Origin of the sequence: Sphingomonas sp. PvP018 (assembly GCF_017876865.1) — a bacterium.
GTDB lineage: Bacteria > Pseudomonadota > Alphaproteobacteria > Sphingomonadales > Sphingomonadaceae > Sphingomonas > Sphingomonas aerolata.
Genome location: NZ_JAGIOU010000001.1, coordinates 544,940 through 566,088 on the forward strand (window position 1 = coordinate 544,940; position 21,149 = coordinate 566,088).

20 protein-coding genes are annotated in these 21,149 nt (G+C 64.5%); 19 read left to right on the forward strand and 1 reads right to left on the reverse strand.

The features are described from left to right. Positions 1 to 101 precede the first annotated feature (101 nt). The gene (locus tag J3A66_RS02290) at positions 102 to 392 is read right to left on the reverse strand and encodes a hypothetical protein (RefSeq protein ID WP_209566802.1); all 291 of its coding nucleotides are present in this window, start codon (positions 390 to 392) and stop codon (positions 102 to 104) included. A 65-nt stretch (positions 393 to 457) separates the two neighbouring features. Here J3A66_RS02290 and J3A66_RS02295 point away from each other — a divergent pair, with 65 nt between their 5' ends. From J3A66_RS02295 to J3A66_RS02385, 19 genes are all read left to right on the forward strand, one after another. Continuing rightward, positions 458 to 817: an HNH endonuclease signature motif containing protein gene (locus tag J3A66_RS02295; protein WP_209566804.1), complete on the forward strand. Its 360-nt coding sequence runs from the start codon at positions 458 to 460 to the stop codon at positions 815 to 817. 137 nt (positions 818 to 954) lie between these two features. Then, positions 955 to 1,524, forward strand: coding sequence for a hypothetical protein (locus J3A66_RS19190; protein ID WP_245336671.1), 570 nt, complete (start codon positions 955 to 957; stop codon positions 1,522 to 1,524). A 112-nt stretch (positions 1,525 to 1,636) separates the two neighbouring features. Next, positions 1,637 to 3,217, forward strand: a complete 1,581-nt coding sequence (locus J3A66_RS02305) for a terminase TerL endonuclease subunit (RefSeq protein ID WP_245336673.1) — start codon at positions 1,637 to 1,639, stop codon at positions 3,215 to 3,217. Positions 3,218 to 3,228: 11 nt separating this feature from the next. Further along, positions 3,229 to 3,846, forward strand: a complete 618-nt coding sequence (locus tag J3A66_RS02310) for an HK97 family phage prohead protease (protein ID WP_192070233.1) — start codon at positions 3,229 to 3,231, stop codon at positions 3,844 to 3,846. 1 nt (position 3,847) lies between these two features. After that, a complete protein-coding gene (locus tag J3A66_RS02315) occupies positions 3,848 to 5,242 on the forward strand; it encodes a phage major capsid protein (protein ID WP_209566806.1) in 1,395 nt (464 codons plus the stop codon). Positions 5,243 to 5,308: 66 nt separating this feature from the next. Next, the gene (locus J3A66_RS02320) at positions 5,309 to 5,575 is read left to right on the forward strand and encodes a hypothetical protein (protein ID WP_209566808.1); all 267 of its coding nucleotides are present in this window, start codon (positions 5,309 to 5,311) and stop codon (positions 5,573 to 5,575) included. After that, the gene (locus tag J3A66_RS02325) at positions 5,575 to 6,990 is read left to right on the forward strand and encodes a phage portal protein (protein WP_209566810.1); all 1,416 of its coding nucleotides are present in this window, start codon (positions 5,575 to 5,577) and stop codon (positions 6,988 to 6,990) included. Before J3A66_RS02320 ends, J3A66_RS02325 begins: the two co-directional genes overlap by 1 nt. Then, entirely contained in the window at positions 6,983 to 8,266 is a 1,284-nt protein-coding gene (locus J3A66_RS02330) for a hypothetical protein (protein WP_209566812.1), read from the forward strand. Before J3A66_RS02325 ends, J3A66_RS02330 begins: the two co-directional genes overlap by 8 nt. Next, entirely contained in the window at positions 8,259 to 8,564 is a 306-nt protein-coding gene (locus J3A66_RS02335) for a head-tail connector protein (protein ID WP_209566815.1), read from the forward strand. The genes J3A66_RS02330 and J3A66_RS02335 overlap by 8 nt, the downstream gene beginning before the upstream one ends. Continuing rightward, positions 8,561 to 8,914, forward strand: a complete 354-nt coding sequence (locus J3A66_RS02340) for a head-tail adaptor protein (protein WP_209566817.1) — start codon at positions 8,561 to 8,563, stop codon at positions 8,912 to 8,914. Before J3A66_RS02335 ends, J3A66_RS02340 begins: the two co-directional genes overlap by 4 nt. Further along, positions 8,914 to 9,444: an HK97 gp10 family phage protein gene (locus J3A66_RS02345; protein ID WP_209566819.1), complete on the forward strand. Its 531-nt coding sequence runs from the start codon at positions 8,914 to 8,916 to the stop codon at positions 9,442 to 9,444. Before J3A66_RS02340 ends, J3A66_RS02345 begins: the two co-directional genes overlap by 1 nt. Next, positions 9,441 to 9,842, forward strand: coding sequence for a hypothetical protein (locus J3A66_RS02350; protein ID WP_209566821.1), 402 nt, complete (start codon positions 9,441 to 9,443; stop codon positions 9,840 to 9,842). The genes J3A66_RS02345 and J3A66_RS02350 overlap by 4 nt, the downstream gene beginning before the upstream one ends. Before the next feature lie 17 nt (positions 9,843 to 9,859). Next, positions 9,860 to 10,051 (forward strand): hypothetical protein, encoded by a 192-nt coding sequence (locus J3A66_RS02355; RefSeq protein ID WP_209566823.1) that lies wholly within the window; start codon positions 9,860 to 9,862, stop codon positions 10,049 to 10,051. 71 nt (positions 10,052 to 10,122) lie between these two features. Next, complete coding sequence (locus tag J3A66_RS02360) at positions 10,123 to 10,578, forward strand: hypothetical protein (protein WP_192097221.1); 456 nt, start codon at positions 10,123 to 10,125, stop codon at positions 10,576 to 10,578. A 110-nt stretch (positions 10,579 to 10,688) separates the two neighbouring features. After that, a complete protein-coding gene (locus tag J3A66_RS02365) occupies positions 10,689 to 11,129 on the forward strand; it encodes a hypothetical protein (RefSeq protein ID WP_209566825.1) in 441 nt (146 codons plus the stop codon). 17 nt (positions 11,130 to 11,146) lie between these two features. After that, on the forward strand, positions 11,147 to 11,560 hold the full coding sequence (locus tag J3A66_RS02370) for a hypothetical protein (RefSeq protein WP_245336677.1): 414 nt from the start codon (positions 11,147 to 11,149) through the stop codon (positions 11,558 to 11,560). 26 nt (positions 11,561 to 11,586) lie between these two features. Then, the gene (locus J3A66_RS02375) at positions 11,587 to 16,734 is read left to right on the forward strand and encodes a hypothetical protein (protein WP_209566827.1); all 5,148 of its coding nucleotides are present in this window, start codon (positions 11,587 to 11,589) and stop codon (positions 16,732 to 16,734) included. Then, positions 16,731 to 20,480, forward strand: coding sequence for a hypothetical protein (locus tag J3A66_RS02380; RefSeq protein ID WP_209566829.1), 3,750 nt, complete (start codon positions 16,731 to 16,733; stop codon positions 20,478 to 20,480). The genes J3A66_RS02375 and J3A66_RS02380 overlap by 4 nt, the downstream gene beginning before the upstream one ends. Next, entirely contained in the window at positions 20,477 to 21,061 is a 585-nt protein-coding gene (locus J3A66_RS02385; protein ID WP_209566831.1) for a hypothetical protein, read from the forward strand. The genes J3A66_RS02380 and J3A66_RS02385 overlap by 4 nt, the downstream gene beginning before the upstream one ends. Positions 21,062 to 21,149: the final 88 nt, after the last annotated feature.

Here is a 21,149-nt window from a genome sequence, read left to right on the forward strand (position 1 = left end):
TGGGCGCTAATTAGTTACGGAGCGAGAGTGCATATGTCGCTGCTTGTGATCCGCTGCCACCGCTCGTTCAACTTCCTCGCGAGGAATGGGCGATGCCGCCATTAAACGATGAGCAGATTGGCGTCGGAATCTTTAGCCGAGGCGGATCCTTGTATTTTCAGAAGTGGGCTATCCAGGACTTCCCAAATTCGCTCTTCGGTATCCCAAATCTCGAAGATGCCGGGTCCCTTGATGTTTACATGCGTGCCGTCAAGAAGCTGGTACACAGTGCTCTCTCGATGCGTAATGATGCCGCTGTCGAGGTCGTGAAACCTAGTCATGTTAATCCATCGTATGACGGTGTACCGTCCTCCGCTATCGCCCTGAGCCGCAAAGCGTTCCATTTCTTTCATCTTGTGCCCCCGAGTCGCAAACTGACTCAGTATATATTGCACGTTTTCCAAGCACGTAGTTACTGATGAGCAAGCTCAAAGCTTTACCCAGCCGCCTCAGATCCCTGCGGCCCGGGCTTGGTTCTTTGCCGCCTATCGAGCGCACCCGCGACGAGGACCGCATGCTGCACGCGCCTTGGCGCAAGCTCTACAAGACGGCGCGCTGGCGGGCGTTGCGCATGGTCATTCTGACCCGCGACATGTTCACCTGCCAGTGGCCCGGGTGCGGCTTTATGACTGCCGACACGTCGCAGCTTGTCGTCGACCACAAGCGGCAGCATCACGGCGATGAGGTCCTCTTCTGGGACGAGCGCAACCTGCAGTGCCTGTGCGCTCCCTGCCACAACAGCCGCAAGCAGCGCGCTGAGCGCGCCCAACGACACTGACCACGCCGCCCCACCCCCGGGGGGGAGGGTCGAACCATCGGCAGGGCACGCCCTGCTGGACCCCATAGGCTCTCACGCGCAGATTTTTTTCTCCTCACGTTTTGAGGTGCGTACTTTTCGGCCGGAGGTGCCGCGTCATGGCAACCCGCAAATCATCTTTCGACTGGACGCGCATCGAGCTTGAATACTTGGCCGGCGAAGATTCCATTCGGGAAATAGCTGACCGGCACGCAATTTCGGAAGGCGCTATTCGGAAGCGCGCCAAGGCCGAAAAGTGGGTTCGAGTGGTACGCAGGGTACGCAAAGTGCGTACTTCGACGCCTCCGCAGCCTTCGCCGCCAGTCGAGCGCGAACGCGAGCCGGTACCCGATGCTGCCGCGATCGCCGAACGCGGACGCGGGTTGGTGTCGCGGATGCTGGATGAGCTGGAGGCGACGACAACGCATGCCGGCAAACTCGAGGAGATGATCGAGGAGATCACCGCTGACGATCGCGATGGGCGTCGCCGCGATGGCATGCTCGGCGCGATCAGCCTTGGTGGCCGGGCGAAGACCCTGAAGGAACTCGCGACCGCGTTTAAGACGATCAATGAGGCTTCCGCGCCGCAGGGAAAAAAGGCGGCGGCGCAGGATCGCGCACGAGAGGTGGCGGGCGGTAGCCGGTTCCGGCCTGTTGGGACGCCAGCCCTCAGCGTCGTAAAGACGTAAGTTGGCGCAGCCGACCTGGTCGACCGCATGCTTGGATTGGAAGCGTCGGATCTGCGACCGACGATCCCTGATCCCATTCTCGCCTCTTTTCCCGGCGTCGGCCGAGGCCAAAATGGCCGTTTTCACCTCGCTTAAGATCGTCGACCTGCCTGGGCAGCCGACGTTCGGTGAGGCAAGCGACGAATGGCTGCTCGACTTCGCCGCGGCCGTGTTCGGTGCCTTTGACCCTGACACCAATCGGCAGCTGATCACCGAGTACATGCTGCTGATCAGCAAGAAGAACACGAAGTCAACGCTGGCTGCCGGCATCATGCTCACGGAGCTGGCCTGCGGCTTCCGCTCTTACGACGAGAACCTGATCCTGGCGCCGACAAAAGAGGTTGCGGCCAACAGCTTCGCACCGGCCATGGGGATGATCGATGCCGATGAAGAGCTGACGGATCTCCTGAAGCATCAGGAGCACCTGAAGCTCATCACGCACCGCGAGATGAAATCCACGCTTAAGATCGTTGCGGCAGATAGCGGCACGGTCGCGGGCAAGAAGGCCAGCCGCGTGCTGGTGGATGAGCTCTGGTTGTTCGGCGAGATGGCGAACGCCGATTCGATGTTGAAGGAAGCCACTGGCGGCCAGGTGAGCCGCCCCGAAGGGTACACGATCTATCTGACGACGCAGTCGGACAAGCCACCCGCGGGCGTGTTCAAGCAGAAGCTCAACTACTTCCGCGACGTCCGAGATGGAAAGATCGTGGACCCGCGAAAGCTGCCGGTCCTGTACGAATACCCCGAGGAGATGGTCGCGGACGGTGACCACCTGAAGCGCGAGAATTTCTTCATCACGAACCCGAACATGGGTCGATCGGTCACACAGGACTGGCTTGAGGAAAAGGCGGCCGAGGCTGACCACGGTGAGGATGGGCCTCGCGCTGTATTTTACGCGAAGCACCTGAATGTCGAGATTGGCATTGGCCTGCGTCACGACGCATGGATCGGCTCGCTGTATTGGCAGGGTGCCAAAGCCGAAGCGAGCCTATGGGACGGCTCGTTCGGATCCTTCCTCGATATCTGCGAAGTCGTAGTTGCCGGAATCGATGGTGGCGGCCTCGACGATCTGCTCGGCCTGGCACTGCTGGGTCGGCACAAGGTGACGAAGCAGTGGATCCTTTGGTGCAAGGCTTGGGCGCAGCAGGACGTTTTCGATCGTCGGAAGGACATTGCAAGCCGGCTGACCGACTTCATCGGCGAGAAGACGCTGGTGCGCTGCGAGGCGCCGACCCAGGATCTGATCGAAGTCGCGGACCTGCTCGAGCAGGTGAAAGACGCCGGGCTTTTTCCTGAGCAGGCAGCGATCGGCCTCGACCCTCAAGGTGTCACCGCGCTGGTCGACGAGCTTGCCGGCCGCGGATTTACTGCCGAGCAGATGCTGGCCGTCAGCCAAGGCTTCCGCCTCTCGGCCGCGGTCTGGGGCATGGAACGCAAGCTTAAGGACGGCACGCTGATCCATGGCGGGCAAGAACTCATGGCTTGGTGCGTCGGCAACGCGAAAGCCGAGCAGCGCGGAAACGCGGTGCTCATCACGAAACAGGTCGCCGGCAAGGCGAAGATCGATCCCCTCGTCGCCGCCTTCAACGCGGTGATGCTGATGACCCGCAACCCGGAAGCCGCAGGCGCCGGGCTGCAGGTCATGTTCCTCTGAAAGGCCTCCTCATGCAGAACCGCGCATTCAGTGTGCTGACCATCAAGTCGGCTGACGACGACGCCCGCATCATCCGGGGCATTGCGACGTCGCCCAGCGTTGACCGCGTCGGCGACATCATCGAGCCGCTGGGCGTCAAGTTCGCCAATCCGATTTCACTGCTGTGGCAGCATAAGCATGATCAACCGATCGGCAGCGTGACCTTCGAGAAGCCGACCGCCAAGGGGATCGTGTTCGAGGCTACGGTTGCCAAGCTGGATGAGCCCGGCACGCTGAAGGACCGCCTCGACGAGGCGTGGCACTCGATTAAGCTCGGCCTCGTCCGTGCGGTTAGCATCGGCTTCCGGCCAATCGAGTACAGCTACATGGACAACGGTGGCATCCGGTACACGGAGACCGAGGTTTACGAGCTGTCCGCGGTCACGATCCCCGCGAACAGCGATGCCATCATCAGCCAGATCAAGTCGATCGACGCCGCCCTGCGCAAGGAAGCCGGCGTTCCCGACCCCGAGATTCCCGCCAACCCAGAACCTGCCGCGGTCGGCAAATCGGTTCGCGTGGTGAAGCTGGATGACCCCGCCCGCGACCGGGCGAAGCCATTCGTCATCAACACCATTCGAAGGATTTGAAGTGACCAAATTTGCCGAGCAGATCGCCGCGTATGAGGCGAAGCGCGCCTCGGTCGTGGGCGCCATGGACGCGATCATGACCAAGGCCGCCACCGATGGCGCCACCCTCGACGCTTCGCAGTCGGAGGAATATGACGGCCATTCCGCCGACATCGTCGCGATCGACAAGCACCTCGATCGGCTGCGCACCGCCGAGCGCACTATCGCCAAGACGGCAAAGCCGATCGAGGACGTGCGCGATCCTTCGGCCGCAGCCGCGCAGCGCGGCGGCGTGACCCAAGTCAAGGCGCAGCCCAAGCTCGCTCCCGGCATCGCCTTCGCGCGCTATGCCAAGGCCCGCGCTGTCTCGCGTCTCGACAACGAGCCGGTGATGGTCATCGCCGAGCGCATGTATGGTCCGGACAGCGACGTCGTCGGAACCATTAAGGCAGCCGTCGCGGCCGGTTCGAACCAGCCCGGCAGCTGGGCAGCGACTCTCCACAGCCCCGAGGGCGCCGCGTTCGTCGACTTCGCCGAGTTCCTCCGTCCCGCAACCATCCTCGGCAAGTTCGGCACCGGCATCATCCCGTCGCTGCGGAAGATCGGTTTCGACGAGCCCGTCATCCTTCAGACCGGCGGCGGCGAGGGCTACTGGGTCGGCGAGGGCAAGCCGAAGCCCCTCACGTCGTTCGACTTCACGCGCAGCGTGCTCGGCCGCCTCAAGGTTGCCAACATCGCTGTCCTCACCGAGGAAAACGTGCGCAGCTCGAACCCGAGCTCGGAGTCGATCGTGCGCGACGCGCTCAAGGCCGCGCTGGTCGAGACGCAGGATCTGGCGTTCATCAATCCGACCAATGCCGGTGTCGATACCGTTCGCCCGGCATCGGTCACGAACGGCGCGACCGCGGTGGCATCGTCGGGCCGTGATGCCGATGCAGTGCGCGCCGATGCGCGCGCAGCGATGGCGGCGTTCATCGCGGCGAACAACTCGCTGACGACCGGCGTCTGGATCATGTCGGCAACCAATGCGCTCGGCCTGTCGATGATGAGCAATGCCCTTGGGCAGAAGGAATTCGCCGGCATGACCATGCTCGGCGGTACCTGCGAGGGCTTGCCGGTCATCGTGTCGGAATATGCCGGCCAGACCGTCGCGCTCGTCAATGCGGCCGACATCTACGAGGCCGACGAGGGCGATATCGCGGTCGACATGAGTCGTGAAGCGTCGCTCGAGATGAAGGATAGCGCCCTTCAACAGGACGGCCTCACCGGCACGGGCACGCAGCTGGTGTCGCTGTGGCAGAACAACCTGGTCGGCCTGCGTGCCGAGCGCACCATCAACTGGCGCCGTCGCCGCGCGACCGCGGTTGCGTACCTGACCGGCGTCCGTTGGGGCGAGCCGGTGGCCGCAGGCGCGTAAGCCACCAGCGAGCCAGATGGACCGGCGGGCAGCAATCCTGCCCGCCGGTTAACTGAGGAGACACCTATGCCTGACCTTATCGCCACCCGCGACATGAGGTACGCCACCCGCGCGCTTCAGGCGGGCGACCCATTCCAGGCGAGCAACCAGGACGCACGCATCCTGATTGCGATCAAGAAGGCACGACCAGCTGACGCGTCGGGAGATCCGTCCGCCACGGCGCCAACTCTCGATGAGCTGCGTGACAAGGCCGCCAAGCTGGGCATCACCGTCAGCACCCGCTGGGGCGACAAGCGCCTGCTCGAAGAGATCGCCAAGGTCGCGAGCGCCTGATGCGGATCCTCGGCCGGGAGTTCGGGCGCTCCCGGCAGATCACCACCGGGCAGGCCGAACCCGAAACTGAAGGTGGCCTGCCCATCATTCGCGAGAAGGCGGCGCGCATCGTCAGCACGCCGTCTGGGCCGTGGATGCCGATCGTCCGCGAGAGCTACAGCGGCGCGTGGCAGCAGAATGTCGAGGTCAACCAGACCGCGGTGCTGGCCTTCCACGCCGTATTTTCGTGCATGACGCTCATCGCGTCGGACATTTCTAAGCTGCGCGTCAAGCTGGTCAGCCAGGACGAGCATGGCATCTGGGCCGAAACCACCCGCCCCGCCTATTCGCCGGTGCTGCGCAAGCCCAACGGCTTCCAGACCCGCATCCAGTTCTTCGAATCGTGGTTCCTGTCGAAGCTCAGCAGCGGCAACACCTATGTCCTCAAGCGCCGTGACGCGCGCAACGTCGTGATCGCGCTTTATGTGCTCGACCCTCATCGGGTGAAGCCGCTGGTCGCCGACGACGGCAGCATCTTCTACGAGCTTCAGCAGGACGATATTTCGGAGATCAGTGGTCCGATGGTCGTGCCGGCGCGCGAGATCATCCACGACCGGTTCAACTGCCTCTTTCATCCTCTGGTCGGCGTATCGCCGATCTATGCGAACGGCCTCGCGGCGACGCAGGGGTTGCGCATCCAGGACAATTCGGCCGTCTTCTTCGGCAACCAGTCGCGCCCGGGCGGTCTGCTGTCGGCGCCGGGCAAGATCAGCAAAGAGTCGTCGGACGAGCTGAAAGCTAACTGGTACGACTATTACGGCGGCAAAAACTCCGGTCGCGTGGCCGTGCTCGGCGATGGCCTGAAATATGAGCACATGGCCGTCACCGCCAAGGATGCAGAGCTGATCGACCAGCTGAAGTGGACCGCCGAGGTGGTCTGCTCGACGTTCCATGTGCCGCCCTACAAGCTGGGGATCGGCAACCTGCCAACGAACAGCAACGTCGAGAGCTTGAACCTCGAATATTATACGCAGGCGCTGCAATCGCTGATCGAGGCTGCCGAGCTATGCCTCGATGAGGGGCTCGGCATCGGCGAGGGCATGGGCATTGGCACCGAGTTCGACCTTGACGGCCTGCTGCGCATGGACACCAAGGCGCTGATCGAAGCCGAAGCCATGGCGACTAAGTCGGGGATCAAGAAGATCAACGAGGCGCGGCGCCGGCTTGACCTAGGGCCGATCACCGGCGGCGACACGGCGTACCTGCAAGAGCAGAACTACAGCCTCGAGGCGCTGGCGAAGCGCGACGCACGTGCTGACCCCTTCGCCAAAGGCGAGATGGAGGCCCCGCCCCCCGATCCCGCCGCAGAGGCGGCGCAGGCGCGCGCGACTGTCGCGCTTTACGAAAAAGACCTGCGGGAGGCGCTCAATGCTTGATACCAAAGCCCTTGCCCAGGCTACGGCGCTGATCGTGCAGGAGGCCGTCGACAAGGCCACGACGCCGCTGCTCGCGCGCCTCGCGATCCTCGAGACGCGCGACGCGTCACCGGACGAAGCCAGCGTCCACCGAATGATCAACGACGCGATCGCCGCCCTGCCCGTGCCCCGCGACGGCAAGAGCGTCACCGTCGCCGACGTCGAGCCCCTCATCGCAGAGGCAGTTGCGCGCGCAGTAGGTGATCTGCCCCCGGCGAAGGATGGCGTCAGCGTCACCCTGGACGACGTGAAGCCGCTGATCGCTGCCGAGGCCGAGCGGGCCGTTGCCGCGCTACCGCCGGTCGACGTCATTCCGCCGGTCGAGGCAGCAGTCGCTGCTGCGGTCGCCGCGCTGCCTGCGCCGGCCGATGGCAAGAGCGTCACGCTCGACGATGTGCGACCGCTGATTGCTCAGGAAGCTGAGCGCGCTGTCGCCGCGCTGCCCCCGGTCGACTTCAATGCGCCGATCGAGGCGGCGGTCGCGGCCGCAGTCTCGGCGCTCCCGGCGCCGGTCGATGGCAAGAGCGTCACGGTCGACGATGTGCGACCGCTGATTGCTCAGGAAGCTGAGCGCGCTGTCGCCGCGCTGCCCCCGGTTGACTTCAATGCGCCGATCGAGGCGGCGGTCGCGGCCGCAGTCTCGGCGCTCCCGGCGCCGGTCGATGGCAAGAGCGTCACGGTCGCTGATGTCGAGCCGATCATCGCTGTGGCAGTAGCAGCCGCAGTCGCGGCGCTGCCGACGCCGGCCGATGGCAAGAGCGTCACGGTCAGCGACGTCGAGCCGATCATCGCATCGGCCGTCGAGCGCGCTGTCGCTGCGCTGCCCGTTGCAAAGGACGGCGTCGGCCTTGCCGGTGCGATGATCGACCGCGCCGGCGGGCTGGTTGTGACCCTGAGCGACGGTAAGCTCTGCGAGCTGGGTCGCGTCGAGGGCAAGAATGGCGAGCCGGGGCTGGGCTTCGACGACATGTCGATCGAGCAGACCGGGGAGCGCAAGGCGACGCTCAGATTCGTGCGCGGCGAGCAGGTAAAGACCTTCGACCTCACGGTGCCGGCAGTGATCGACCGGGGCGTCTTTAAGGAAGGCCAGGCCTATACGCCGGGCGATGCCGTTACCTTCGGCGGCTCACTCTGGATCGCGCAAAAGGATACCGGCGACAAGCCTGACGGGCCCGACACCGGCTGGCGGCTAGCAGTGAAAAAGGGGCGCGATGGGCGCGATCTTACTCGTGGCTGAGCTCGTCACCCTCTCGGACGTGAAGACGCATCTTCGTCTCGGATCGTCCAGCCGTGAGGACGCATATCTTGTCATCCTCATCGCGGCGGCGGTTCGTGCTATCGAGAACGCCACCGGGCGAGATGTCGGCTCTGAGCTGCCTGACATGGCAGAGCGCGATCGCGCCGTTGCCGCACAGGCAGCGCTGCTGCTCATCGGACAATGGTATGCCAATCGAGAGGCAGCCGGGCAAAACCTGACCGAGATGCCGATGGCAATCACATGGCTGATCGCGCCCCTGCGAAAGTTCGTCGTATGAGCCAGCTCACTGCCGGTGAATTGCCCGACACTATCCGCATCGAGCGCCCCGTTGCCGATGAGGCCTTTGACGGTGCGGGATCCGGCAAATGGGAGTTGGTTGAAGACGAGGTCTGGGCGGGAGTCGTCGATATGCTGCCCAGCCGCGGCGAGAAGCTTGCCGAGGGCATCAATGTCGCCACTCGGCCAGCCCGGGTCCGCATGCGCTACCGGGACGACATCACGAGCAGCATGCGGTTTGTGATGGGCGATCGGATCATGCAGATCATCGCCGGCCCTGCCATCATCCGGCAGCGCTCTGGCGTCGAGTTCATGGTCGAGGAGTACAGCACGGCCGGGAACGGCGCCTGATGGCTACCAGCCGAGGTGGTCAATCGGTTCGCCGTTACATCGCGCAGCTGCCCGCCGAGGTGGAGAATAAGCTGCTGCGCGGCGCGGCGCGCGCCGGCGGGAAGATCATTCTCGCCGAGGCCAAAGAGCGGTCGATTTCCTCCGACGTCGACGAGGCGCTGGAAATGCGAAGCAAGTCGGAGGCTGGGCGGCTGACGGTGATGATCGCCGTTCGGAAAGGCTGGGGCCGCTCGATCGCCAACTGGCTCGAATATGGCACCGACGCCCATTTCATCTCGGTCGCGAAGGATGAAAGCGGCGGCAAAAGCGTCGCGCGGATCAACGCCACGGACAAGCGCACGATGGTCATCGGCGGCAAGTTCGTTGGCGACACCATTTTTCACCCGGGCGCCAAGCCGAACCCGTTCTTACGCCCAGCGCTCGACATCAAGGGGGCCGAGGCGGTCGCCGCGGCGCAGAGCTTCATCAACGCGCGCGTGACCCGCTCGGGGATCGTCGGAGGCGCTGAATCGGAAGGCGAAGGCGCATGACCGGTGTCGATATCGTTGGCGCGCTGCTCAATTCGGACGACGCGCTGCTTGCGGCCATTCCCGCAGGTCAGATCAAAGCTGGCGCGCTTCCCGACGGTGTCGTGCTGCCGACGCTTTTGGTCCGGATGACTAGCAACGTTGAACGGCAAACGCTCGTGCGCGGGGCTACTGTTCGCACGATCGAGCGCATCTCGGTCACCGTGCGGGCGGCCAGCTACCGCGACCAGGTCGCTGCAATGAAGCTGGTCGTGAAGGCATGCGCAGGGAGGACCGGCAGCATTGCCGGCGCCGCCAATGTTTCCGTGCTGACCGCCGGCCGCGGCCCCGACCTGCGCGGCCCGGGCAACAGCTTCGAACAGACCCAGGACTTCCGCGTCAGCTTCGACGCGGCAGCGTGAGAGAAAAGGAAAGTACCGTGTCCGATACCAAGCCGAAGATGGTCCGCGGCAAAGCGACCCGCGATTTCACCGACGCCACCACCGAGCGGCGGTTCGCTGCCAGATCCTCGCACGACTTCACCGAAGGCGAGTTCGGCAACTTCTTGGCGGCCGGGCTGCTCGTCGCCGTCGACACCGCCGACGCCGCGAAGACCAAGCCCGCCGCCTAACCCGCGCGCTCGCCGTCCGGCGGACGACACCCCGCCGGCCCTGCCGGTATTACGTTACGAGGATCATCATCATGGGTTCACAGACTGCCGCAGGCTCATCGCTTGCGATCTCCGTCGCCTCGCCGGCGACTTCCGACGCCGCTGGCTACGCCGCTCTGACCTACACCGACGTCGGCCAGGTCGAGAAGCTCGGTTCGATCGGCGCCAGCTTCGCCAAGGTCGAATTCCAGCCGCTCAAGGGCGCGAAGCAGAAGTATAAGGGCTCGGCCGACTATGGCGCCCTGCAGCCGTCGATGGCGCTCGACAGCACCGACGCCGGCCAGGCGATCATGCAGACGTCGGCCGACGACGAGAGCCAGAAGCTCTATTCGTTCCGTGTCACCTTCTCGGACGGCGCCAAGCGCTATTTCGGTGGCCGCAACTTCGGCATGCCGGAAACCGCAGACGGTGCCGACAGCATGCTGACCGGTGCTCCGACGATCGAGATCTGCACCAAGATCGTCAAGGTCGCCGCGCCCGCCACCTGACCCCTTCCCTACCCGGCGCCCGCGACGCCGGTCCTTATGCGCCAGCTCGGCCCGTCGTCGCGGGTCGCGAGCCGGGTTGGCGCACCATCCTCCCGCGAAGGACTTATTCCATGAAGCTCAACATTGCCTCGCTCGCCGTCGCTGCCACGGCCGCCCTCCACCTCAAGAACCCGGCCGGCGAATTGCTGTTCGCCGATGACGAGCGCACCCTTCCCGTCCGCATCCATGTCCATGGCCCGGGCAGCAAGGCTTATGGCGTCGTCGAATCCCGTCAGTCGGCACGAGCGCTGAAGCGCATGCAGGACAATGACGGCAAGATCACCGCTGCCACGCCGGAAGAGCGCGTCGCCGAGACCGCCGAGGATCTCGCCGCGATCACCGCGCGCTTCGAGAATTTTGAATATCAGCCCGACGGTGCGGCCGACCCGGTCACCGGCGAAGATCTCTACCGCGCCGTCTATGCGAACCAGGGCCTCGGCTTCATCACCAAGCAGGTCGCGAAGTTCGTCGGCGACTGGGGAAACTTCAGCGCCGCCTCGAAGGCGGCCTGAAGCTCTACGTCCGGCAGATGGCGTGGCTGCATGCCACGCCAAAGCCGGATGCCCGCAGCAGGCGGGGCAAGGAAGAGCCGGCGGTGTCGAGGCTGAGCCGGATCGACGACTTGAAGCGGAAGAAGATCAATCCGCCGATGCCACCTAACCCGGCGCCGCATATTACGGACTGGCTCATCGAGATGGGCCTGACCGAAGCGGCGGGCATGGGCGCAGTCCCGATCAGTTCGCGCGAACTGGCGGCGTGGCAGGACAATACCTGCGTGCGCTTGCAGCCTTGGGAAGCGCGGCTGATCCGCGAACTATCGAAAGCCTATCTCGCCGAAGGGCGGGCCGCCGAGAGCGAGAACTGCCCGCCGCCATGGCGGGCGCCGGTCACCCAGCGCGAGCTTGAGATCGAAGAAGCCCAGCTGCGCGCAGTGCTGGGCTGATCAAACGGGGAGGATGACACATGTCCATGGACGACTCCTCCCCGAGGCTTGAGGTCGGCTTTGTCATCGACACCGGCGATTCCTTCGGTGGTCTGATGCAGCTGCAAGACGCCATGGACTCGACTGAGGCCAAGGTGCTCGCCGATGCCAACCGGATTGAACGCGCTACCCGGGACATGGTAGACCTGGGGGCCAGCACAACGAATGTGGTCGCTTTCGGCAATGCGACCTCGCGCGAGATGCAGACGGCTCGGCAGGCCATCGCAAGCGCCGAAAAGGCTGGCGAGCGGCTCGTGGCGCAGCTCGAGCGGCAGAACAGCGTGTTCGGCAAGACCCGTGAGGAGGTTCGCAGCGCGAAGGCCGAGTTTGCCGCGCTGGCAGCCGAGCAGCAGGGCCTGACCGAGCTCGCCCAGCGGATCCGCAGCGAGGAGCTGGCACTCGTCAACGCGACCAATCAGGCCGCGGCCGCGGTAACCGCCGAGGCGGAGGCGCTGCGGCAGGCCGCCTATGCCCATCAGATGTTTGAGGCCCGAGTGAAAGCCGGTGTCGTGGCGCTGCGCGAGGAAGAGGCAGCCAGCCTTGCCGCGGCCGCAGCCCTCGATGCGCAGGCGCGTCGTGAAGCAGCGCTCGCCAGCGCGATGTTCGAGGCGCGCGCCAAGCAAGGCATGCGCGACCATGGCGCGCAGCAGGCGATCGACGAATCGGCGAAGCGCGAGGCCAATGCGGCCGCCATGCGCCTCGAGGGTTTGGCGACCGAGCAGCAGGCGCGCGAGCACACCCTGCTGGCGTCGACCGTGCGCGCGTCGCACGATGCCCAAGTCGCCGACGCGGCAGCTGCCGAGCAGCTGCGCATGTCGACTGATCCTCTCTATGCGTCGACGAGGAAGCTCAACGCCGAAATCGCGGAGTCGACGCGCCTCTATCATGCCGGTGCGACCGCGCCCGCGGAATATGCACGCCAGCAGGAGGTGCTGACCGGCCGCCTGCGGCAAAGCGCGCAGGCGCAGGACGACATGGACCGCATTGCCCGGAAGGGCAAAGGCACGCTGACGCAGCTGTCGTTCCAGCTGAACGACGTCGCCACCATGGCGGCAATGGGCGCGGCGCCGTTCCAGATCTTCGCCAGCCAGGCGGGCCAGATCTTTCAGGTCGCACAGATGGCCGAGGGCGGCGTGAAGGGCTTCGCAGCCGAGATGGGCGGCCTTGCCGTCGCGTTCCTTCCCGCAATCGCGGTCGCGTCCGTCGCCGGCGTCGCGCTCTACCGGTGGAAGGAACAGATCAACGAAGACGCCGGCATGAAGAAGTTCGCCGAGGGCCTCGGGCTGACGTCCAAGGAGATGAAGAAGCTCGGCGATCAGTCGATCACGACCGGCGACATGGTTGCCGGCGTCTGGAAGACGATCACCGACGGGCTCAACCTGGGCGGGTCGGGCAAGTCGCTCATGGACTATCTGTTTTCGCCGAACGACGCGCAGCAGGTGCAAGGCTTTCTCGCGTCGATCTATGGCACGTTCACCGGCACCTATGCCGCGATCGTCGAGCTATGGAGCAGCATCTCGACGTCGGTGTCAGCCTATGTCTCGGCCGCAGCGACGGCCGTCGCGCAGTTCTTCGCCCCCGTCGTCGCCGCAGCCCAGTGGGCCGGCAACGGCATCGCCCAGATCTTCAACGCCATCTACAACCGCGTTGCTAGCTGGCTGAAGTCGATCGGCAGTGCGATCAGCGACTTTGCCGGTCCGATCCTGAAGGCCATGGGCCAGAGTGATGCCGCCACCGCCGTGACCAGCGCCGGCAGCAGCCTCGGTAAGGCGTTCGGCAAGGGCTACGCGCAGGGTGCCGGGCAGGTCGTCAACGGGACGAACAAGTTCTTCGCCACCGCTGCCGAGAACATCATCAGCAAGTCGCAGGAGCGGCTGCTGAAGAAGGCCAACGAGATCAAGGCGAACCGCACGCCGAAGAAGACGCCCGTCGACAGCCATGCGGCGTCGCTCGTGCGCGATTCCGAGGCGATCGAGGCGCAGATCCGCAACCTGTACAAGCTGGCGGATGCCTATGGCGTCTCCGGCGCCGCGGCGCTGATCGCCGAGGCGCGCGTGAAAGCCGAGAGCAAGGCGATCAAGCAGCGCGCCGACATCGAGGCGTCCGTCGACCGCCAGGTGCGCCTTGCGATCGCGCAGCGTGTCTCGGACGTCGCCAAGTCGACCGCGACCGCACGCGAGCAGGCGGCAGCGCAGATGCTGGTCAACGCACAGGTCGCTGCTGGCCTCGTGCCCGCTGCCCGCGCGGCTGAGCTGGTCAAGGATCAGATCGCGGATCTGCCGTTGCTCGCCGCGATCGAGGCAGCCCGCACCCGTGGGCTGACGACCGAGGCCGAGCGCGCGACGAAGGCGCTGGCCGACCAGCGCGCGGCGCGCGCGGATCTCACCACGGCCGAGCGCAGTGCGCAGTTCAACACCGACATGGCATCCGGCAACGACCAGCTCGCCCAGATGCGTGAGGAGCTTCGCCTCGTCGGCGCGACCGACATGGAGCGGGTTCGCGCTCTCGCGACGCTCAAGGCCACGCAGGAGGCGCAGAAGTACAATCCCGCCGACCGCGCGGCCTATATCGAGCAGCAGGTCGCGATCGCCGTCGGCGCGCAGCAAGTGGTCGAGAAGCAGGCGGAGCTGAATGCCGAGCTGCGCGCGACGGCCGACCTGTTCGACACGATCGACCAGACCGCGCAGCGTGCCGCGCAGGGCATGGCTGATGCGTTCGGCAATGCCGGTGCGGCGATCGGCGACGCGCTGACCGTCATGACCGGCTATTATGCCGACCAGGCCAAGCTGCAGGAAGCCCACAAAGCGGCGATCGATGCGGCGGGCGACGATCAGAAAAAGATCGACCGCGAAAACCGTCTCTTCTCCCTGCGGTCGTCGTCGCAGCAGATCAGCGCGTTCGGCGACATGACCGCGGCCGCCAAGGGGTTCTTCAAGGAAGGGTCGAGCGGCTATCAGGCGCTGGCGACGGCCGAAAAGGCATTCCGCCTCGTACAGTTCGCCATGTCGGTCCGCGCGATCGCGCAGGATGCGATCGAGACCGGCAGCAAGATCGCCAACAGCGTGGCGCGTATCGCGGTCGGGGCGACCGAGGCGGTGGTCAACGCCATCAAGAGCCTGCCTTTCCCGCTCAACATTGCCGCGGGCGCCGCGACCGTCGCCGCGCTGGCCGGGATCGGCGTGTCGGTCGCCGGCTCGTTCGGCGGTGGCGGCAAGAACGATCTGGCGCCGACGAACACCGGCACTGGCACCGTCCTCGGCGATTCGTCGGCAAAGAGCGAGAGCATCCGGAACGCCATCGATGCCCTGAAGGACGTCGACACCGTCATGCTGTCCTATTCGCGCGACATGGCCGCATCGCTCAAGTCGATCGACAGCCAGATCGGGGGCGTCGCAGCCCTCGTCGTCCGCGCCGGCAACATCGATGCGAATCCCGGGGTCAACACCGGGTTCAAGAGCAACGCCACGGCGACGATGGCAGGCATCGGCATGGCGATCGGCGGCCCGATCGGTGCCGGCATCGGCGCGGTGCTGACCAAGATCCCGGTGATCGGCAGCATCCTGAGCGGACTGTTCGGCACCAAGACCTCGGTCATCGGTAACGGCCTGTCGGGCGGGCCGCAGTCGGTCGGCAGCGTCCTAAATAACGGCTTCGATGCGTCCTATTATTCGGACGTGAAGAAGAAGTCGTCGTTCCTCGGAATCTCGACGGGCACGAAATATTCGACGAAATACGGCGCAGCCGATCCGGCGCTCGAGAACCAGTTCACGCTGATCCTGCGCCAGTTCAACGATGCGATCGTGGCGTCGGCCGGGCCGCTCGGTGCCGCGACCAGCGACATCCAGAACCGCCTCAACAGCTTCGTCATTAACATCGGCAAGATCGACCTGAAGGACCTGACCGGCGAGCAGATCCAAGAAAAGCTGACCGCAATCTTCGGCGCCGCTGCCGATGGTATGGCGGCCGCAGCGTTCCCGGCCGTCGCGCAGTTCCAGAAGGTCGGCGAAGGCACGTTCGAGACACTCGTCCGCGTCGCCTCGACGGTCGAGGCGGTCGGCGCATCGCTCGACATGCTGGGGACCAACACGCAGGCCATGGGGATCGCCGTGAAGCTTGGCCTAGCCGATCAGTTCGACAGCGTCTCGGCGTTGACCGACGCGGCCGGTGCGTACTTCGAGACCTTTTATTCGAAGGAAGAGCAGGCCGCTGCCAAAACCGCGCAGCTGAACGGTGTGTTCGGCAGCCTTGGGCTGGTTATGCCGGCGACGCTCGCCGCGTTCCGCCAGCTGGTCGAAGCGCAGGACCTGACGACCACGGCCGGGCAGTCGACGTACGCCACGTTGCTAAAGCTCGCGCCGGCGCTCGCCGATCTGCAGACCTCGATGGAGGGTGCGAAGAGTGCAGCCGACATCGCGAGCGAGCGGCAGGATCTTCAGCGCCAGCTGCTCGAGCTGCGCGGCGACACCGCGGCACTTCGCGCGCTCGACTTGGCGAAGCTGGACGCAAGCAACCGCGGGCTTCAGCAGGAGATCTACGCGATCCAGGATGCGCAGGCAGCCGCCACGGCCGCCAAGGCTCTGTCCGACGCATGGACCTCGGTCGGCGACAGCATCATGGACGAGGTAAAGCGGATTCGCGGGCTGACCGACGCTGCCAACGGCAATGGCTTTGCGACGCTGCAGGGCCAGTTCAACGCAGCCAGCTCCGCAGCGCGCGCCGGTGATCAGGATGCGGCAAAGAGCCTGCCCGCGCTCAGCCAGGCCCTGTTGACGGCTGCGGCCGAGCAGGCAACGAGCCGGCAGGAACTCGCGCGCGTTCAGGCCCAAACTGCTGCCAGCCTCGAAGCCACCTATGGCGTCGTCACTGCCTTGGCGAAGGGCACTCGCGCGCCCGCCACCACCGCGCAGAATATGGACACGGTGGCGGCGGCGCAGTCGGTGACGGGCAACGTTGCCGCGAACGATGATGCGGCGGACGCGACCGACGCGCTACGCAACGAGCTCGCAGAGCTGCGCAGTGAGATGGTTTCCGGACTCGCGAGCGTCGCCAGCGCTGCGAACCGGTCGGCGAAGGTGCTTGAGAACGTATCAGCCGCAAGCGGCGGCGATGCCATCGCGGTAGGTAACGCAGCATGAGGGTGATCACCGACCAGGGCGAGACGATCGAGCTCGGCAACGTCGAGACGACGCCAACAATCGGCATCACGGACTTCAGTCGTCGCGTTACTGACGATTTTGGCGTTACGACGGTTGTGGAGCGCGGCTTTTCGCGGCGCATGTCGGTAAAGCTCGGCGTTCCTATCGGCGACGTCGACGCGCTGCAGCGTCGCCTCGCCGCTCTGCGCGCGACCCCTGCCCTGTGGGTCGCCGACGATCGCTTTGCGAGCTTGTCGATGCGCGGCTTCTACAAGGACTTTGATCTTGACCTTGCGACGCCCGCGGTCAGCTATTGCACGCTGACCGTTGAAGGGTTGGCAGAAACGGCGACGCCATCTGACGTCGCCGGGGATCCTGCGCCCCCCGGGGACTTCTCGACCCTGCAACTGATCCAGCCCATCACGGTCACCAGCGCAGTGCTCGCATCGAGTACCGTTCCCGAGAATGATGCTGTGGAATGGTCGCCGACGGCCACCTATGCGATCGGCGCACGCGTTATGCGGTCGAGCTCGCACCGGCTTTATGAGAACCTGACCGCAGCCAATGTCGGCAACGATCCGGCTGGCGCGTCGGGCCAGTGGCTGGACGTCGGCCCGACGAACCGTTGGGCGATGTTCGACGAAGCGCTCGGCACCTCGACGGCTAGCGTCAACTCGATCCAGGTGGTCCTCGGCGCAGACGCGGCGAACGCTGTAGCGCTGCTCGACGTTGTCGCCTCCACCGTCCGCGTGCGCGCAACCGATTACGATCGCACGACGGCAGCCGGCGCAGGAGCGATCACGTTCCTCGATCTACCGGCGAGCGCCGGCACGGTGACTGTGACGATCGCGGGAACCGGGCCTGTATCTGTGGGCACGCTGCTAATAGGTCGCGTGACGACGCTTGGCCTGACCGAGGCTTCGCCGACGGCAGGCATCACCGACTTCAGCCGGAAGGACGTCGACCAGTTCGGTGAAGTGACCATCGTCGAGCGCGCGTGGGCGAAGCGCATGACGGCGCGCGCGCTTATCCGGACCGATGCAGTCGACATGGTTGCGAACCGCATCACGGCCGTGCGCGCCCAGCCTTCGCTCTGGATCGGCCAGACGGGCCTCGACAGCCTCACCGTTTACGGGTTCTTCAAGGACTTCTCGATCGAGCTCGGTGATACCGTCAGCAAGCTGTCGCTGTCCATTGAGGGCCTCAGCCAGGCGGCGCCCGTCGTCCCGTTCGCGCCAGGTAGTTCGGTGGCATGGCCGGACGTAACCAATCCGAACGGTACAAAGCCGGCGGACAATGCCGACGTCACAGCCAACAACACGTCGAAGGACACCAACGCCCTCGGCGGTGTGCCGGCCGATGAGATTTTGGGAGAGCTGGAACGGCTCGAGAATGTCACGATCCCCGCAGTTAACGCGGCAGTTGCGGAGGCAACCGCACGCATCGAAGCGGCTCGAGCTGCTGCGGATGCGGCGGTCGCTGAGGCAAATCGACGGATCGCAGAAGCTCAGACAAAGCTTGACCGTGCCGTGCTGGATCTCGCCGCAGAGATTGATCGCGCGCAAGGCGCAGATGAAGAGCTGACGCGACGTGTTGACGCAATCGCAGCAGGCGGCACTGGACCGAGCGGCGAAGATGTTCAGGCGCTGATTGAGCGTATCGACCTTGTACGCGCAGATGGCGATCGCGCGCTTGCCACTGCAATTCAGAATGTCGCGACGGCATACGAAGGCCTTGATGCCGCCACCAATTCCCGAATCACGGATCAGGTCACTGCCCTATCGGACGCACGGCGATCGATCGCGCAGCGCATCGAGGAGGTCGTCACTGAATTTCAAGGCCTCGATGCAGCGACCAGCGTTCGGATCCGTGAGCAATACGATGCACTTAGCGATGCCGACGAGGCGCTTGCTCGGCGTATCGACACAATCTCGGCCAGCGGAGGCTATGACGACACGGACGTAAGGGCCGAGATCCGCCGGGTCGACACCGCCGCAATCGAGCGTGACAGCGCCGCTGCGCAATCCGTGGCCGAAGTGACTAGCAGCCTGTCCCGCGGTGGCGGCAATCTGCTCAGCAATACCGATTTCGTCACTACCGACGGGTGGAGCGAAAACGTCGGAATGCCTCGCCCGACCTATGGGATAAATATCGCTGGCGCCCCGTACCATCCGGTCGGTGAAAATGTCCTCTCGATCTATCAGGCGGGGCGCGCTGGCGGTGCCGATGCCTATGCAGATTGGATATCCGAGCCGGTAGCGATCGTCGGGGGATCGTTCGTACAATTCGCTGCGATGTTTGCCTCGCACCGCGCCGACACCCAGGCCTTTCTCGGCTGGGTCGGATCGGACGGCGTCATATTCGAGTTCGTCAACGGCAACCGCAATACTTCCACCGAGAATCTTGCAAACGATCCGACGCTGTTCAAGCGTTCGGGTGCAGTCGCTGTCCAGGCGCCTTTGCGGGCAGTGGCAGCGCGATTGCTGATGCGGAAGAATGACACTTACGAGGGTCAAGGCGATAGCTACGCCTGGATGTGGCGGCCGTATATCGGGGCGGCTCGGCAGGGCCAGAACAGTTGGAACGATTGGTCACCGGGCAGCGGTCGTGCTGTCCAGCTGCGATCTGACGCCGCGATCAGGGAAGCAGCGACAACCGCAGCAACGGCCAATCAGGCGGTCGCCGATCTGTCAACGAGCGTCTCGACCCGGTTCGAAGGCGTGAATCTCACCCTCAGTGGCTACGATCAGCGCATCACCAGCCTGTCGTCTGACCAGCAAGGCTATGTCGGGCGAACCAGCACGCTTGAGGCGCAGATGTCGCGCCAAGCTCCTAGCGCGCTCAACAACTTCACGGACGACGTCAATAATCGGCTGACCCAAGTCGATGCGAACGTGAATGCGAGAATCAAATCCAGTGAGGACGTGATTGCCGATCTGCCGAACCGATACGCCACTGCCCAACGAGCTGCGACGCTCGAAGCACAGCTTGCGTATCAGGTAGACAGTGGGCTCAACACGGCGTTGTCGGCTAGGATCGAGGATCGCGCCACGGCAATCGCCGATGCCAAAGCGGGCGCGGTAGCGTCGACGCTGGCGCAGCTGCGAGCCGAATACAATGGCAGCGCTGCCACCATCGCCCAGCAGGCCGGCGCCATTGCCGGAATCGACGGCCGAACTAGTGTTTTCTGGCAGGTCACCGGCACGACACCTGACGGGAGCACCAGAATCAGCCTGTCGAAGTCTGACGGATCGCCTGGCGTCTTCTACATCGGCGCCAATCTGCTTGTTGACGGAAATGCGATCTTCAATGGCACCGTGACGATCAAAGCGCTGGACCGATCGACCATGACAAGCTCGACCGCGAGCTCTGTCGCAGGAAGCTACGGCGGGGCCGGGCAAGCCAGCAAACAATACATTCCAAACCTAGGCGCTGACATGTTTATCCGCTCGGGAGGGTCGATATACATCACGTTCACTGGGTTCATCGGCGGAACGACAAACGGGACCCGCGACACCCAGCCGACATTTGAGATCCTCAATGCCGCGGACAATGGGATTCTCGCTACGGTCCCCCTGCCGGAAAGCGGCTTCGGCGCTTCGGGTCGTTTGGATAATTACACTATCCGAATCCTGAATACGTTTGGCGAGGTGACGATCCGATGGAGGGTCGCGGTAAGAACGACTGAGCGCAACTGGTCGTCCATCAGCAGCCCGGCCCTCTCCGTCTACTGGACAGCGCTATGAAGAACTTCGCGCTTTACGAAATCGACAGCGGGATCGTCACCGGGACCATCTCGGCCGACATCGTGCCAACGCCGTCCGATGGTTATGCATACGCAGAATATGACCCGACGACAGATCCGCGCGGCTTTCGCGTGGCATCGGGCAAGGTTGTTAAGGACAGCTTCGTCACGTCGGTGGAGACGATCGAGCAGCTGCAGGCGCGGCTGCTCGCCGCGGTAGATGCCGAACGAGAGAAGCTGCAGATGACCGTCCTTACCGACGGCGGGGCGAAAAAGTACGTTTACAACCGCAAGGCGACGGAGGCGATCGACGGCCGGACTATCGCGGCCTCGCTGCTCAACGGCCTTGGTCTTAGCGACAAGAAGAAGCGCTTCCCGTTCGCGACCATGGAATCAATACTGACGGGCGAAACTCTGAGTGCGGTGTTGTCGCGCTACGACAACGGGATGAATACGTCCGCCTCGGAAAATGCCCGGATCGAGGCCGTCGCGCAGAAAGCCAAGCGGGACATTCGGACTGCCGCGACGATCGCCGCCAAGCGGGCGGCATATGCTGCCGTCAACTGGAACTGGTCGGCCTGACCGGGCGCGTGCCCAAACCCTGAAGGATCCTATCATGAAGAACGCGAGCAACGCGGCCGCCACGGCCGCGGGAAGGGATGACGCATGA

Bases quoted from the DNA above. Each gene is read 5' to 3' on its own strand.
- J3A66_RS02360 (WP_192097221.1), top strand. From the start codon at position 10,123: ATGGGTTCACAGACTGCCGCAGGCTCATCGCTTGCGATCTCCGTCGCC.
- J3A66_RS02345 (WP_209566819.1), top strand. From the start codon at position 8,914: ATGGCTACCAGCCGAGGTGGTCAATCGGTTCGCCGTTACATCGCGCAG.
- J3A66_RS02290 (WP_209566802.1), bottom strand. From the start codon at position 392: ATGAAAGAAATGGAACGCTTTGCGGCTCAGGGCGATAGCGGAGGACGG.
- J3A66_RS02325 (WP_209566810.1), top strand. From the start codon at position 5,575: ATGCGGATCCTCGGCCGGGAGTTCGGGCGCTCCCGGCAGATCACCACC.
- J3A66_RS19190 (WP_245336671.1), top strand. From the start codon at position 955: ATGGCAACCCGCAAATCATCTTTCGACTGGACGCGCATCGAGCTTGAA.
- J3A66_RS02380 (WP_209566829.1), top strand. From the start codon at position 16,731: ATGAGGGTGATCACCGACCAGGGCGAGACGATCGAGCTCGGCAACGTC.
- J3A66_RS02350 (WP_209566821.1), top strand. From the start codon at position 9,441: ATGACCGGTGTCGATATCGTTGGCGCGCTGCTCAATTCGGACGACGCG.
- J3A66_RS02365 (WP_209566825.1), top strand. From the start codon at position 10,689: ATGAAGCTCAACATTGCCTCGCTCGCCGTCGCTGCCACGGCCGCCCTC.
- J3A66_RS02385 (WP_209566831.1), top strand. From the start codon at position 20,477: ATGAAGAACTTCGCGCTTTACGAAATCGACAGCGGGATCGTCACCGGG.
- J3A66_RS02320 (WP_209566808.1), top strand. From the start codon at position 5,309: ATGCCTGACCTTATCGCCACCCGCGACATGAGGTACGCCACCCGCGCG.
- J3A66_RS02340 (WP_209566817.1), top strand. From the start codon at position 8,561: ATGAGCCAGCTCACTGCCGGTGAATTGCCCGACACTATCCGCATCGAG.
- J3A66_RS02295 (WP_209566804.1), top strand. From the start codon at position 458: ATGAGCAAGCTCAAAGCTTTACCCAGCCGCCTCAGATCCCTGCGGCCC.
- J3A66_RS02305 (WP_245336673.1), top strand. From the start codon at position 1,637: ATGGCCGTTTTCACCTCGCTTAAGATCGTCGACCTGCCTGGGCAGCCG.
- J3A66_RS02370 (WP_245336677.1), top strand. From the start codon at position 11,147: ATGGCGTGGCTGCATGCCACGCCAAAGCCGGATGCCCGCAGCAGGCGG.
- J3A66_RS02330 (WP_209566812.1), top strand. From the start codon at position 6,983: ATGCTTGATACCAAAGCCCTTGCCCAGGCTACGGCGCTGATCGTGCAG.
- J3A66_RS02310 (WP_192070233.1), top strand. From the start codon at position 3,229: ATGCAGAACCGCGCATTCAGTGTGCTGACCATCAAGTCGGCTGACGAC.
- J3A66_RS02375 (WP_209566827.1), top strand. From the start codon at position 11,587: ATGGACGACTCCTCCCCGAGGCTTGAGGTCGGCTTTGTCATCGACACC.